The following is a 12,612-nucleotide window of genomic DNA, read 5'->3' as shown; positions in this document are numbered from 1 at the left end:
TGTCACTTCCGTTCCGGATCCAAGGCATCCAGCCGGCTCTGCAGCTGTTCTACCCGCTGCTGGGATTGCGCGAAACCTGCCGCTGCCGTGTTCATGAACCGAAGCATCTTCTGAAGCAGCTGCTCCATCGAGACATCGTCATCCACTTTCTCCAGCTCACGGGCGAAGAACTCCCTGACCGACGGCTGCAGGGTATCTTCCAGTTCGTCGACCTCGGCTTCCAGCAGCTCCTTGGGTATGTGAGCCTCGCCTGCCGCCTCGGCCAGTTCCAGCTGTAACGCTTCCAGCTCTTCCTGTTTGCGCTGCCTGGCGACCTTCGCCTGGTGCCTGAGAACCTGCTTGACGTATTCGCCACCCCAGCCACTCAGCGTTTTCATCCGAGTATTACCGTAAGGCCACTCCAGCGAGAAGATGCCCACGTCGACAGGTTCCCCGAAGACACTCAGCTTCCACTGATTGAAGGTCATATCGCCATCGGCCGGCGGCAGTTTGCCCGGCAGGCTTTCCAGCACCTCGGGTTCTGCGTCGATCAGGATTCCGTATTTTTTCAGCACCCGGACACGCGGGTCATTCCAGTAAGCCATTCTCTCTCCGTATCGTTGAATGCATTTGCAAAGGTGATGAGCCAAGCCCAGCCAAACCGTGAAACGGCAGGCCATGCCCGGATATTCGGGTGCCGGGCTCAGCCTTTCTACGTTTCAATACCTGTGCCTCAATGCCTGTGCCTCAATACCTACGCCTCAATACCTACGCCTCAATGGCCGCTCGCCAGTAACCTACCGACTGCGCCGACACGAAGCCCTGCTGCGTACCGATCTCGATCACAGCGGCCTGAAAGGCGCGGGCCAGTTCCGGTTGATGGCACAAATGCAGGCTGCGGATCATGCGCGAGATCCGCAGGTGATTGTGCCCGCCCCGCTTCAGCCAGATATGTTCCCTGGGGTTGAGGTGGGGCAAGGCCACGATGCCATCCGGTTCCCGCGCCAGGCCGAAGAAATCCAGCATCACGTCGAGCGACCGGCGCTGACGCGCCTTCAGTTCGTCAGACTCCGCAAAGGCGGCCTGCGCTTCAGCGTCCAGCAGCGGCGCGAAGCCGTTGAAGCGGCCGGCTTCGGGAATCGGAAACAGCCATTGAATGGTGTCGTGGGTGTGTTCCAGCCAGAAGTGGGAAAGCGACCAGATATCCTCGATATTGCGACCCTTGTGATCGGGACATTGCCCCAGAGTGAATGCAATCAAGCGACGCCCATTCTCGCTCATGGGGCTTTCCTTGTGTTGTAGCCGCAGGGCAATGACCTAAAGCGCCAGGCTCAGTGCGCCTTTTTGGGCAGCTCGGCAGAGAGCGCGCGTGCATACGCGGTGCGTGCCGTCTGGGCAATCGCCAGCTGCTGTTGCAGGCGGGCGATCTCCTGATCCGTCACGCGCAGATTGGTGACCTGGGCGCGCGCATTCTCGGAAAGGTCCGCCAGGTTGTAGTCGGTGCCGTCGATGGTCACGGTCTGGCTTGCCTGGGTGTCGGTATCCGCCATGGGTATGTCCTTGATTGGATTGAAGTGTGAACCCGTTAGGGTACGGGATCAGTCGCCGAAATCGAAGGTCAGTTCCTCGTCGTCACCAAAGAACTGGTCGAGATTTTCGCTGGTTTGCTGCTGAGCGTGGTGCTTGTCGTGAAACTTCGCCCGCTCGGCCAGTTGCGAAAGCTGGCTCATCGAAAACAGCTGGGCGTAGGCCAACGCCATCGGGCCGCCGCGCAGCGTGGCGTAAGTATCGGCATCGAGGGCATTGAGCGCTTTCTCGTTGACGCGGTACAGGCCGTTGACCTTGAGCGGCTCCTGCCCTTCCCCGCGTTCGATCTTGAGCGGCCACGGCTCGATCACGCCGGTATCGCCCAGCACCCCGGCGGCAGCCTGGGTCAGCTGACGGTTCTTCTCGCACTCCTGCAGGAAGCCCAGGGTCTGTTGTACACGCTGTTCAAGCTGGCCTTGCTCATCGAACAGCGGTTCGCCCTGTTCGCCTTCCAGCAGATGATCCTGAGCAATGCACAGCACCTGCTGCTGATCTTCGGTATTGGCAAGGGTGAACGGGTAGCCGCGCAGGCTGGCCGGTACGTAGTTGCCCAGCCAGCGCCCATCCGGGTGAACATAGAGGTTGTGCTGACCATTCAGGCCCAGCAACGCCACCGGCTGGTAACTTTGATAAGCGCTCTCGCCCTGCTGGATGAAGCCCAGCGCATAATGCGGCAGCAGCTTGCCCAGTTCGGCGAGAAGGATCGTGGCGACCGGCTGTTCGGCAGCGAAACGATAGCCCTGACGCGGCTGGTAATGATACTCGGCGTGCTGCGTACGAGATATCGCGACCCACTCGGGCATGCCGACCTCCTGATCGAATCTGATAAACGGTGATGGTAACAAGTGCCGTTGCGTGACAGTATCCGGACCAAGCGATCCAGCGCAGGCCGTTCAGTCACTCACTGCCTCATCGCGATAGGCTTGCTGCAGGTCAGCCAAGAAGCGCTGATTGTCTTCCCTGGCATCCTTGAAACGCCATGGCTCACGGGCTTCGGACCACAACAGCGCCGGATAATCGCCACTAACCAGCAGCTGCTTAATAAGCCTTTTTGCTCGCTCATCGAGCTCAAACGGCGGCGTTACCGCCTTGCTATCGCTCAGTGTGACGGCCAACTGTGTATAGGGCGCTTCACTGGCATCCGCGGCCTCGGAAATCAACCGATCGACACGCAACCAATAAGGACTACTACGCTGATCCGGCGTACCGTCACCCTTGGCCGCCCACAGTATCAGCCAATCCCCAGCTTTTACGTCGTCCCTCTCGACCAAGCTTGCGTAGTCCTCGAAATAATCCTGCGGTTGATGGTGGCCGATTTCGGGGAGTTGCTGACGAATACTCGTCTCATTCAAGGAGATATCCACTTTGGCGTCGAACCAGGCCATCTGCACACGCTCGACGCCGGGTTTCCAATCCAGGATCGTGCCAGCCGGCCGGTCACCGTCCTCATTCGGGAGGACGCCGTGACGACGCGCACGCTGCCATGTCTCCACCAGCTCGCTGACCATGGCACGCTGCTTGTCCGGACTTGTCACCGCCCCGGCCTTGAGTGTTTCGAACACGGCCTGCGCCTGTTGCACAGAATCCGGATCTTGCAGATGCACACCCGCCTCGCGCAGCCCCCCCGAAAAGCCGTTGCGGCTCAGGTTGGCGCTACCGATCAGGCAGGAATCGTTGCCAATAAACAACTTGGCATGCAGGTCGGGCTGGAAGTACACCGCGATACCATGCCGATCGGCTGCATCGAGGAGGTCATCCAGCGCATAGGGGAAAGAACCCAATGTCGGTGACACGACGATCTCTTCCAATGCAGTGACATCCAGGTAATCGGACCAACCGTATCCCAGGTAGGCGACAGCCACATGGGTGGGCCGGATGTCCGCCAGTGTAGCGCGAAGCTGCGCGGGCTCGGTCATCAACATCATTGCAGTTCTTTGCAGAGAAAAGTATCTCCACTTTACATGAACGACAACTCAACTTCACATAGACGATGCACCAAACGCCACAAGACCCGGTGCTTCACCGCCCCGAATCACTCCCCAAAATCGAAGGTCAGTTCTTCGCCATCACCGTCGAAAAAATGGTCCAGATTCTCGCTGAGCCGTTGCTGCGCCTGGTACTCGTCGTGAAATTTGGCGCGTTTCTTCAACGTTACAAGATCAAAACCCCTGCTTCAGCCATATCGATGAACAATCATATCAAAAGACAGCGTTCGTATTCCCGCGCGGAGAAAAATAATATCTGCTCTGCTTTACCAGAATCCGTCTTCTCTATTGACAAGTCATTCTGTGAACGCGAAATCATCTCGTCAACAACACTAAAATCAGGCCAGGGTATACCAGGTGCCATAGCAATGACTTTCTCCACATAATCTCTTATCTCCTCGCTTCTTTGTCCCATTTGCTGATGAAAAGCTATTCGATGGGCGGCATCTCCATAATCTGCGCACTTTTGCACGACCGATTCGCTTTTATCTCCGCCTGATCTTTCAAGCACTATTTCCCGTAACAGCGCAGAAGCCAAGGTTAGCTGAGACGACCATTCCAGCTCAGGCTTTTTTACTTGGACCCAACTCAGTGCTTCAGAGACAAGTTCACGACTCACAACAGGGGTTCTACCCTCTCGACTGTCAGCCTCGCCAGCAAGTGCGATATTTGCCCACATCGCCGTTAAAAGCACCACTACCCAGAAAACAATACGATTCATATCCAGTTCCCATTCACAGAAAAGCCATCAGCAACACATCCACTCATGACACTCGCTCACACCAACCGGCCCTTTCCAACCAAGGAAGTAGAATTCCAGAATTAAATCCATACGCTATCCTGGAAGACAGAGGGCGCGCTCACGACTCGTGCGCAATCCGAACTTTTACAGCATTCTTTATATGGATCGTGTCACGTACCGGCTAAAAAGGAAATAAACCAGAAGCCGAAGTGACTCTGAACAACATATGAAGCGCCACTCAGGGAAAGCATCAAACATACCGCGCCTGTCAAAATTCCGGCCACCAGAAGCGCTGTCAATGGACTCCAGCATCCATTTAGCATCACCACTGACGTGTAGCACCTTGACCACCTACCGTAGTGCCTTTACCGCCTCAGCACGCGATCTTCCCAAGGTAACTGTTCATAACCTTCCAAACCAAAGACTGCTATAAACGAGAGAACGATCACTCCTATAATTATCCAAAGTAGTTTGTCATCGTGCTTTCTCTTGACATTCAGTTTCTCCAAAAGCCAATCCAAAAAGAACAAAATCGCTGCAAAAAAGGCCAAAAAAGCCATTAAAAACAGCACATTTTTCACATCCCACCTCCCAATAACATTCGATGAAGCCTGCTGTCATGGCAATATCTCCGGTGGACAGGTCTGTGAGATGCATCCAACCATGTAGCCATGGCATTTAGAGAGGCGCAGCCTTCCGGCAGAGGGCGATTCTACTATACGTCACCACTCGCCTGCTGCAGCCGGATCGATCATGCCAGGCTCAGTGCGCCTGCTTGGGCAGCTCAGCGCACGCGCATACGCGGTGTGCGCCGTCTGGGCAATCGCCAGCTGCTGCAGGCGAGCAATCTCCTGGTCGGTCACGCGCAGGTTCATCACCTGGTTGCGGGCATTCTCGGAAAGATCGGCAATCTGGTACTCGGTGCCATCGATGGTGATGGCCGTTGTATCATCTGCCACGGTCATAGCTCCTCAATGATTAAATTCGCGCTTTTCTTCTCCACAAACCTTGCATTGATAATTTGCAAGATCGCAGTCAACGCGTTGATCAATCCCCACCTTCTCCCATCTGTGGAAAAAGTGAAGTAAAAGTCTGATACGTCGCAACATCTTCATTTCTTCCGTTCAGCCAAAATCGAAGGTCAGTTCCTCGTCGTCACCAAAGAACTGGTCGAGATTTTCGCTGGTTTGCTGCTGAGCGTGGTGCTTGTCGTGAAACTTCGCCCGCTCGGCCAGTTGCGAAAGCTGGCTCATCGAAAACAGCTGGGCGTAGGCCAACGCCATCGGGCCGCCGCGCAGCGTGGCGTAAGTGTCGGCATCGAGGGCATTGAGCGCCTTCTCGTTGACGCGGTACAGGCCGTTGACCTTGAGCGGCTCCTGCCCTTCCCCACGCTCGACCTTGAGCGGCCACGGCTCGATCACGCCGGTATCGCCCAGCACCCCGGCGGCAGCCTGGGTCAGCTGGCGGTTCTTCTCGCACTCCTGCAGGAAGCCCAGGGTCTGTTGTACACGCTGTTCAAGCTGGCCTTGCTCATCGAACAGCGGTTCGCCCTGTTCGCCTTCCAGCAGATGATCCTGAGCAATGCACAGCACCTGCTGCTGATCTTCGGTATTGGCAAGGGTGAACGGGTAGCCGCGCAGGCTGGCCGGTACGTAGTTGCCCAGCCAGCGCCCATCCGGGTGAACATAGAGGTTGTGCTGACCATTCAGGCCCAGCAGCGCCACCGGCTGGTAACTTTGATAAGTGCTCTCGCCCTGCTGGACGAAACCCAGTGCATAATGCGGCAGCAGCTTGCCCAGTTCGGCCAGCAGGATCGAAGTGACCGGCTGTTCGGCGGCAAAACGATAACCCTGGCGCGGTTGGTAATGGCGATCGGCGTGTTGTGTGCGCGATACCGCGACCCATTCCGGCATGATGTCTCCTATCGACAGTTCTGGAATTCAAGAATATCGATCGATTGTACCAGCGCTTCTCCCCCTGAAGAGCCCCCGGATTATCGAACGCCTACACCGCACTCCGGCGCACGGTACGCCGGGGTCAGGTAACGGCTAAATAAGTGGGAGTCCTTCTTTTTTTGGCGCCTTGAGCCACTCGACCAGCGTGCCCAGCACGTCGAGCATGTCCTGCTCGTCGCGGTTGTGCTCCAGCCGAAAGAGCGCAGCGGCCACGTTGCGCAGGTCGAGGTTTATGCAGCGATTCCCCAAGCGCTCGCTATCATGGGCAGCGACGTCAGTGCTTGCCCTCGGCACGTAGCCGCGTCACATCCTCAACAGCAAGCCCAGCCGATCCGCCTTTCAGTGCGTGCCAGTGCCACCCCCGCGCAGTCCTTCCACGTCGGCCACCGTCAGCCCCGTGGCTTCCGCAATCTGTTCATCACTGAGCACGCCCAACGTGATCAGATTGCGGGCGGTTTTTTCGACACCCAACCGCTCGCCTTTGTTTAGACCCAACTTCTCACCCTCTTCCAACCCTTCCCGTTTGGCGTCGTTGAGCAGCGATACCTCATCCCGCAGTGCCCGTTCCCGCACAAATGCCAGCCGACGGGCTTCCTCATCGGCGCTGAGTTCGCGGATACGGCTCATCGCTTTCTTGACCGGTTCATGGGCAATATTGGCCATGGTGAGTTCCTCCTGCCAGTGCTTGAAGAAGGTGATCCAGGCGCACAAGGGGCCTTCCGGCAAGCCCAGCCGATCCGCCTTGTTGAGTTCGATCAGGTTCATCTGCAGGATGTTCCCCAACGAAATACTCGGCTGGCGTTCATCACGCATCTCGAACCGCCATATCGCCTGCTGACGCTCAGCATTCGTGGCGGTAAATAGATCGAAATCGAGCAGATGCAATCCGACCGTCGCCCGCAGTTCCTGATAGTCTTCGCCGGCGCTCAGCTGGCTGCCCAGCGTACGGGCCAGATAGAACAGGCCCCGCTTGTGCCAGGCCCCGTAGCGACGCACCTGTACCTCGACATTATAGCAGTGGCCTTCGCCATCACGGGCCAGCACGTCGAGGATGATGTATTTGCCGGTAAGCTCACTGGCTTCGATGTTGGGGTTCAACACCTCCACCGAGGCGATGTCGGGCAGATCCGGGCGCAGGTCGTTGATCAGATCCACCAACAGATCCGGAGCGTCGGCAAACAGCCGTTTGAAGACGTAATCGTTGGTAGGGTCGAGTAACTCACTCATGTGGAATGCCTTGTGGGCTGCTCTTGTGGAGGGGCTTCAGTCGCGAGGGTTTTTGCATGAGAGAATGTATTCTCCGTCCAGCACGGCAAGGCGAGAGAGTCGAAAGACGCTGGCCACCTTGAGACCAGAATCCGCAAACTCATCATCGTCTGGCCTCAGCATCCAGTCGAGAGCTTGCTCAGCCTGATGCAACCGGGAGGAAACCATACAGACAAGCCAGTCATCCTGGGCATGATCGAGCCGACGCAGCAAGAGTACCGGTCGCTTCTTGCTGTGTGTCAGATCGGTATAAGGGAACGGCATCAACGCAATCTGACCGGCATGCTTCATTGCCAGCGTTCCTTGAGATCGTCCTCGGAGTAGAGATCCGGTTCGTCTTCTAGCCCACGCATGGCTTGCTCGACGCTCATGGTACGAAACTGTTGCTCAGACCAGTCAGCCGGTTCGCCATGCTCAGCATCCCCGTAGCGCGCCTCCAGGAACGACACAAAATCAATCACCTCCTGCTGACGGAAGGCAGGAAGACGGCTGACCTTGGCTATGAGTTCTTCTAGCTGCATCGATTCTACCCCAATGGGAACCATCGTCATTATGCTCAGGATAGCACGGCAGCCACTGGCTTCCGCCTGCCCCGAGGCCTCCCCAACTTGCTCAATACTCAGTGAGGCTGCTTGCTGCGAGGTTCCACCGGTGGCTCACTTACCAGCTCTCACGCCGCCCGGCGCTCGAAGACCTCGCGTGCAGCACGCATCCCGCGCAGATGCCGGGCCTGGCGGGCCGCGCACCGAGCGGTCAGGCTCGCTGGCGTGCCCACCGCGCTGCCGAAGCGCTGCATGAGTGTACTGGAAGCGGCGATGAAGGCCTCCGGGTCGATGCCCAGCCGGTCGAGCAGCGTGGGGACGCGCTCGCCGATCTGCCCGCGCTTGTCCGGGCGCTGGCAGCGGCCGGTACTCTCGACCAGTTCGAGATACTCCTCGAAGGCGAAGGGAATGGCGTGGGAAAGCCGAGCGGTCGCGTCAAAGGGCATCAGCGGTTGGCAAGGCAGCGTCTCGCACCAGGCCGGCCCTTGGCCCACCGGCGTCTCCCGAGGTGAATCGCATGGCGGCCTATCGGGGCTGGCTGCCCTCGCCTTGCCGGTGTCACGCTCGTCACCTTCCGGCAGCTCGGCCATCCGCTCGGCCACCGAAGTGTAGGCAGACGTCTCGGGGGTTTCCGCCATCCCGGCGCGAATCGGGTTGAGATCGACATAGGCCATGGCGCTGAGGATCGCCGCCTCGTCGAGCAGTGCCTGGCTCTTGAAACGCCCTTCCCAGAAGCGCCCTTTCGCGCCGTCCTCGGCGTTGGCCTGGCGGGCGATGGCCTCGTTGAGCAGTCGCATGAACCAGGAGACATCGGCCAACCGCTCACGGTAGGTCGCGGCCAGCTCACTCACCGCCTTCCTTTCCACCGGCAGCATGTCGGCACCCGCACAATAGCGCTGCACCAATAACGGCCCGGTGAACAGTGCTGTCCAGCGCTTCAGCACCTCGTCGTCGCTCCAGCCCTCGGCCCGCTCGACGTCCACTCGCACCACCAGATGGTAGTGGTTGCTCATCACCGCATAGGCGGCCACATCGATGGCGAAGACCCCCGCCAGCTGATGCAGGCGATCGCTGATCCAGCCACGGCGATGCTCGTAGCTCTGCCCGCTCACGGCATCCGTGCCGCACAGGAAGGCGCGGCGCACGCAGCGGTTGACGAGGTGATACCAGGGGGTGGCATCGAGCGATACCAGGGCAGCGCGGGGACGGGTCATGGCGGGAACCCTCAGCAGGTTGGCGTTGCTCTCAGATTAGCGCACACCGGATATGTTATTAAATAAGTGGGTGTCCTTTTTTTTTATTGCTGACCATTGCTCAACGACCCCAGTCATGGCGTGAAGCCCGCTGTGATTCCCCGCAAGACGCTGAGCACTATCATGCCAATGCAGCTGCGATGGCATTGTCGTAAGCGGACATAGTAGGGACAGGAGAATTGTACCGAGGAAGATAACAGGGCGGGCCCCTGCTAGATCAACCAATGGAATTGGCGGAGGCGATTGACAGTGTCCGGCAAGCGCTGGTTGAGCAACACATCCAGATAGGCGTCAGGTTCGAAGGACGGATTCTTCAGACTGGCGCGGTGTAATCTGACGGCCTCAATGACACTACCCGCATCCAGCTCCAACAGGTCAACGAGGAACTCGTCGGGATGAATGGCGCGGATGTCATAATCTGCGAGGACGTCGTCCGGAAAATCCTTCAGATTGAAGGTGATAATGGCTTCGGCACCACACTGCAGGGCACACGCCAAGACATGACGGTCATTCGGGTCAGGCAGATCGATGCTTTCGATCAACGGCTCGAACCCTTCCACGACAGCCCCACGGACATGGCGATCCATTAACCGGCGCACGCGCTCCAGTTGCTCCCATGTCAGATCAGGGCGCTTCTCGAGCAGATTACGCATCCACTCATGATGAATCTGCTGTGACCAGCGCGCCCGATAGAGGTCTCTCATCGCCAGATACATCAACAAGCTGCGTAACGGCGCGGGATACATCACGCAGGCGTCATAAACGACCGTGAAGTGGGAACTCATCAGTACCCCAGATTGAGAGACTGGTCGAGAGCCGAGAGTTCGTCGAGGGCAGCCAGTCGCTCTTGATCGACACGCTGCTTGTACTGCATGACATCGGTGTATTTGACCTTGCGACGGTTGCCCGCCCGATGAAAGGGGATGTCCCCGTCGTTGAGCAGCTTGATAAACGTCGGTCGCGACATATTCAACAGATCAGCGCCTTCCTGTGTCGTCAGCTCCGCGTGGACCGGAATCAGGCTCACTGTATTGCCTTCACCGAGCTCCGTCAGGATGTCGACCAATAGCCGCAAGGCACTCACCGGCAGTTCTACCTGATGGCTTGTGCCATCACGATGGGTGAGTGTGACCTGTTGAGTGGCCGCTTTTGTCTCGACGTAAGCGGCCAGCTCACGACTGGAGAGCTTGGCGACGGCCGCTTCTTCGGCATTGGGTAGGGACTGAAGGACCGAGCCCATGGTTCACCTCTGGCGAGTCCGCCATTACGTTGCACACTATGGCAGCCATGATAGCCAATCGAGAAGCGCTCGACAATATTCGAAATATTCGAAACCACTCTCTCGGTCAGGTCCTGTCGCCATCCTCGCCTAGCTGTGATCTCTCACGTCATCGAGACCCAGCTACAGCTGTTGTGGTCAGCATGCGCTTGTCCCAGATGGAACCCGTGGACCTGCGAGTCGCGGGATCGTGCTGTTCGATGATCTCCCCGCGGCGGATCGCAGTTTGCAGGTGGCGGCCTATGAGTTGCTACTGGATCGTCGACTGGGTGATCTCTATCGCTTGCCCGATGGCTGGTTGGTGATGGACGTGGCGCCTCGCCCTGCCCTGTTATCGCCCAATAAATTGGGCTCCTACAATGACGGTGCCAATGTCGCCGGACCGGTCGATCGCCCAATGAATTGGGCGCCTGCAATGGCGATACCGACGTTTGCCAAACCTGCTAATCGCCCAATAAATAGGGCGCCTACAACGATATTGCCAACGGTGTTTGTAGGCGCCCCGCTCTGCTGGGCGATGGATATGGCGCATCAACCTGCCCCGTTATCGCCCAATAAATTGGGCTCCTACAACGATATTGCCAACGGTGTTTGTAGGAGCCCAGCTTGCTGGGCGATGGATGTGGCGCCCCAGCCCGCCCCGTTATCGCCCAATAAATTGGGCTCCTACAATAGCAATGCCGGCGCCGAAGAAACCGTCCGCCGGGAGCGATACAAACCAACGGTGTTTGTAGGCGCCCAGCTTGCTGGGCGATGGATGTGGTGCATCAACCTGCCGGGGCGATAAGTGCCGGTGCAACGCCCAACGGGATTTGACCGGGCTATCGATCCCGTGAGGCATACAGCGCCAGACTCAGCACCACCAGGCTCAGGGTGGTAATCACCTGGACAAAGGGAAGCCAGGCTCCAGGCCCTTGCGAAGCGCAGACGTACGCGCCCACATTGGTCAGGGTTCCGATGGAGAGCGACATGACGACCGCCCGCCCCATGACGAAGCCGGTTTCGGCCCAAGGCACCAACGACAGCAGCGCCCCATAGAACGCGGCGGCGTACAGGAAAATCTCCAGATAGCTGGTCATGGCCAGACGCAAACGGCCATGGCGATGAAGCGCCGATCGATCCGTATGGACGCGCGGATTGCGCAGCACATCCCGGGCAAAGGCCAGCGTGATCTCGATACTGCGGGACAGGAAACGCCAGCCGCACAGCGCCGCCCAGAACGTCGCCCACGGCGTGTCGAGGGGGACCAGCAGCAGGCTGCCCACGCAGAAGGCCAGGCTGAGCCACAAGTTGAGCCGATTGCAGCAGATGATGAAATACGCCCTCTCGACCTTCCCCATGCCTTGCTTGAACGTGGCGGCCGCCGCATAGCCACTCGAGACCAGCCACATCAGCATCGGCGTCAGTCGCACCGGTCGGCAGCCGGGCCACCTCTTTCGGCTCACACGGGAACTCGCCCAGGCGTGCAGGGCGATCTCGAGGCCGGTGTAAAGCCCCCAGGCGATGAGCCACGCTCGCCAATCCGAAGCGAGCATGACGATGCTGTCTTGTTGGATCAATGTCTCCTCCTGGCAATTCGCCGCGTTTCAAAATAAAAACCCCCAGCCGCGCCGGTACTCGTAGCACTGGCCGCTGACGGCATCGGTGCCGCACAGGAAGGCGCGCCGCACGCAACGGTTGACCAGGTGATACCAAGGGTGGCGTCGAGCGACACCAGGGCGGCGCGGGGACGGGTCATGGCGAAAGGCCTCAGCGAGTCGGCGTTATTTTTATATTAGCTTATGCAAATACACTGTTAAATAAGTGGGTGTCCTTTATTTTTCACTGTTAAATAAGTGGGTGTCCTTTATTTTTCACAGAGAAAAGAGCCTCTTGATTACAGAGAAGAGAGCCCCTTGATTACAGAGAAGAGAGCCCCTTGATTAAAAAGTAACCGCCCTTGTATGCAGCGAAGACATTCAGGGCTTGCAAGACGAGCTACCACTGGCATCAGCCCAGCTCTCGACCTGCGGCAGCGCCGTCCT

General features: G+C 58.1%; 18 protein-coding genes. 1 reads left to right on the top strand and 17 read right to left on the bottom strand.

Translation table 11 applies throughout. The annotated features are described in order from the left end of the window. Nucleotides 1–2: 2 nt before the first annotated feature. The 16 genes from R5R73_RS05840 to R5R73_RS05765 form a co-directional block, all read right to left on the bottom strand. Entirely contained in the window at nt 3–584 is a 582-nt protein-coding gene (locus R5R73_RS05840; RefSeq protein ID WP_322529105.1) for a hypothetical protein, read from the bottom strand. Between the two features lie 163 nt (nt 585–747). Beyond that, nucleotides 748–1,260, bottom strand: a complete 513-nt coding sequence (locus tag R5R73_RS05835) for an opioid growth factor receptor-related protein (protein ID WP_322529104.1) — start codon at nt 1,258–1,260, stop codon at nt 748–750. A 50-nt stretch (nt 1,261–1,310) separates the two neighbouring features. Next, the gene (locus R5R73_RS05830) at nt 1,311–1,529 is read right to left on the bottom strand and encodes a DUF6447 family protein (RefSeq protein ID WP_322529103.1); all 219 of its coding nucleotides are present in this window, start codon (nt 1,527–1,529) and stop codon (nt 1,311–1,313) included. A 48-nt stretch (nt 1,530–1,577) separates the two neighbouring features. Beyond that, nucleotides 1,578–2,369, bottom strand: a complete 792-nt coding sequence (locus tag R5R73_RS05825) for a SapC family protein (protein WP_322529102.1) — start codon at nt 2,367–2,369, stop codon at nt 1,578–1,580. 90 nt (nt 2,370–2,459) lie between these two features. Continuing rightward, nucleotides 2,460–3,491 (bottom strand): phospholipase D family protein, encoded by a 1,032-nt coding sequence (locus R5R73_RS05820; protein WP_322529101.1) that lies wholly within the window; start codon nt 3,489–3,491, stop codon nt 2,460–2,462. A gap of 268 nt (nt 3,492–3,759) precedes the next feature. Beyond that, complete coding sequence (locus R5R73_RS05815) at nt 3,760–4,272, bottom strand: hypothetical protein (RefSeq protein WP_322529100.1); 513 nt, start codon at nt 4,270–4,272, stop codon at nt 3,760–3,762. A gap of 386 nt (nt 4,273–4,658) precedes the next feature. Beyond that, the gene (locus R5R73_RS05810) at nt 4,659–4,874 is read right to left on the bottom strand and encodes a hypothetical protein (protein ID WP_322529099.1); all 216 of its coding nucleotides are present in this window, start codon (nt 4,872–4,874) and stop codon (nt 4,659–4,661) included. Nucleotides 4,875–5,015: 141 nt separating this feature from the next. Further along, entirely contained in the window at nt 5,016–5,252 is a 237-nt protein-coding gene (locus R5R73_RS05805) for a DUF6447 family protein (protein WP_322529098.1), read from the bottom strand. Between the two features lie 165 nt (nt 5,253–5,417). Beyond that, nucleotides 5,418–6,206 carry a SapC family protein gene (locus tag R5R73_RS05800; protein WP_322529097.1) on the bottom strand — a complete coding sequence of 263 codons (789 nt, stop codon included), beginning with the start codon at nt 6,204–6,206 and terminating at the stop codon, nt 5,418–5,420. A 135-nt stretch (nt 6,207–6,341) separates the two neighbouring features. Then, nucleotides 6,342–6,542 carry a hypothetical protein gene (locus tag R5R73_RS05795; RefSeq protein WP_087720924.1) on the bottom strand — a complete coding sequence of 67 codons (201 nt, stop codon included), beginning with the start codon at nt 6,540–6,542 and terminating at the stop codon, nt 6,342–6,344. A gap of 45 nt (nt 6,543–6,587) precedes the next feature. Beyond that, entirely contained in the window at nt 6,588–7,475 is an 888-nt protein-coding gene (locus tag R5R73_RS05790) for an Rpn family recombination-promoting nuclease/putative transposase (protein ID WP_322529096.1), read from the bottom strand. Between the two features lie 36 nt (nt 7,476–7,511). Further along, the gene (locus R5R73_RS05785) at nt 7,512–7,805 is read right to left on the bottom strand and encodes a type II toxin-antitoxin system PemK/MazF family toxin (RefSeq protein ID WP_087720926.1); all 294 of its coding nucleotides are present in this window, start codon (nt 7,803–7,805) and stop codon (nt 7,512–7,514) included. Beyond that, nucleotides 7,802–8,035, bottom strand: a complete 234-nt coding sequence (locus R5R73_RS05780; protein WP_087720928.1) for a DUF2281 domain-containing protein — start codon at nt 8,033–8,035, stop codon at nt 7,802–7,804. The genes R5R73_RS05785 and R5R73_RS05780 overlap by 4 nt, the downstream gene beginning before the upstream one ends. A gap of 149 nt (nt 8,036–8,184) precedes the next feature. Beyond that, nucleotides 8,185–9,270: a transposase gene (locus R5R73_RS05775; protein ID WP_322529095.1), complete on the bottom strand. Its 1,086-nt coding sequence runs from the start codon at nt 9,268–9,270 to the stop codon at nt 8,185–8,187. 251 nt (nt 9,271–9,521) lie between these two features. Next, complete coding sequence (locus R5R73_RS05770; protein ID WP_416221221.1) at nt 9,522–10,094, bottom strand: PIN domain-containing protein; 573 nt, start codon at nt 10,092–10,094, stop codon at nt 9,522–9,524. Then, nucleotides 10,094–10,549: an excisionase family DNA-binding protein gene (locus R5R73_RS05765; RefSeq protein WP_087721080.1), complete on the bottom strand. Its 456-nt coding sequence runs from the start codon at nt 10,547–10,549 to the stop codon at nt 10,094–10,096. The genes R5R73_RS05770 and R5R73_RS05765 overlap by 1 nt, the downstream gene beginning before the upstream one ends. Nucleotides 10,550–10,778: 229 nt before the next feature. On the opposite strand from R5R73_RS05765, the gene R5R73_RS05760 reads away from it, so the two are divergent. Continuing rightward, the gene (locus tag R5R73_RS05760; protein WP_087721079.1) at nt 10,779–11,375 is read left to right on the top strand and encodes a hypothetical protein; all 597 of its coding nucleotides are present in this window, start codon (nt 10,779–10,781) and stop codon (nt 11,373–11,375) included. A gap of 34 nt (nt 11,376–11,409) precedes the next feature. On the opposite strand, the gene R5R73_RS05755 is transcribed toward R5R73_RS05760, so the two are convergent. Continuing rightward, the gene (locus R5R73_RS05755; RefSeq protein WP_087721078.1) at nt 11,410–12,147 is read right to left on the bottom strand and encodes a hypothetical protein; all 738 of its coding nucleotides are present in this window, start codon (nt 12,145–12,147) and stop codon (nt 11,410–11,412) included. Nucleotides 12,148–12,612: the final 465 nt, after the last annotated feature.

The organism is Salinicola sp. LHM (genome assembly GCF_034479735.1).
GTDB classification, from domain to species: Bacteria; Pseudomonadota; Gammaproteobacteria; order Pseudomonadales; family Halomonadaceae; genus Salinicola; species Salinicola salarius.
This window is presented reverse-complemented; position numbering and strand designations above follow the sequence as displayed.

What these genes read in the sequence shown, in the direction of transcription:
- R5R73_RS05770 (WP_416221221.1), bottom strand. Translation starts at nt 10,094, where the DNA reads ATGAGTTCCCACTTCACGGTCGTTTATGACGCCTGCGTGATGTATCCC.
- R5R73_RS05775 (WP_322529095.1), bottom strand. Translation starts at nt 9,270, where the DNA reads ATGACCCGTCCCCGCGCTGCCCTGGTATCGCTCGATGCCACCCCCTGG.
- R5R73_RS05765 (WP_087721080.1), bottom strand. Translation starts at nt 10,549, where the DNA reads ATGGGCTCGGTCCTTCAGTCCCTACCCAATGCCGAAGAAGCGGCCGTC.
- R5R73_RS05835 (WP_322529104.1), bottom strand. Translation starts at nt 1,260, where the DNA reads ATGAGCGAGAATGGGCGTCGCTTGATTGCATTCACTCTGGGGCAATGT.
- R5R73_RS05780 (WP_087720928.1), bottom strand. Translation starts at nt 8,035, where the DNA reads ATGCAGCTAGAAGAACTCATAGCCAAGGTCAGCCGTCTTCCTGCCTTC.
- R5R73_RS05825 (WP_322529102.1), bottom strand. Translation starts at nt 2,369, where the DNA reads ATGCCCGAGTGGGTCGCGATATCTCGTACGCAGCACGCCGAGTATCAT.
- R5R73_RS05785 (WP_087720926.1), bottom strand. Translation starts at nt 7,805, where the DNA reads ATGAAGCATGCCGGTCAGATTGCGTTGATGCCGTTCCCTTATACCGAT.
- R5R73_RS05815 (WP_322529100.1), bottom strand. Translation starts at nt 4,272, where the DNA reads ATGAATCGTATTGTTTTCTGGGTAGTGGTGCTTTTAACGGCGATGTGG.
- R5R73_RS05840 (WP_322529105.1), bottom strand. Translation starts at nt 584, where the DNA reads ATGGCTTACTGGAATGACCCGCGTGTCCGGGTGCTGAAAAAATACGGA.
- R5R73_RS05800 (WP_322529097.1), bottom strand. Translation starts at nt 6,206, where the DNA reads ATGCCGGAATGGGTCGCGGTATCGCGCACACAACACGCCGATCGCCAT.
- R5R73_RS05790 (WP_322529096.1), bottom strand. Translation starts at nt 7,475, where the DNA reads ATGAGTGAGTTACTCGACCCTACCAACGATTACGTCTTCAAACGGCTG.
- R5R73_RS05830 (WP_322529103.1), bottom strand. Translation starts at nt 1,529, where the DNA reads ATGGCGGATACCGACACCCAGGCAAGCCAGACCGTGACCATCGACGGC.
- R5R73_RS05820 (WP_322529101.1), bottom strand. Translation starts at nt 3,491, where the DNA reads ATGATGTTGATGACCGAGCCCGCGCAGCTTCGCGCTACACTGGCGGAC.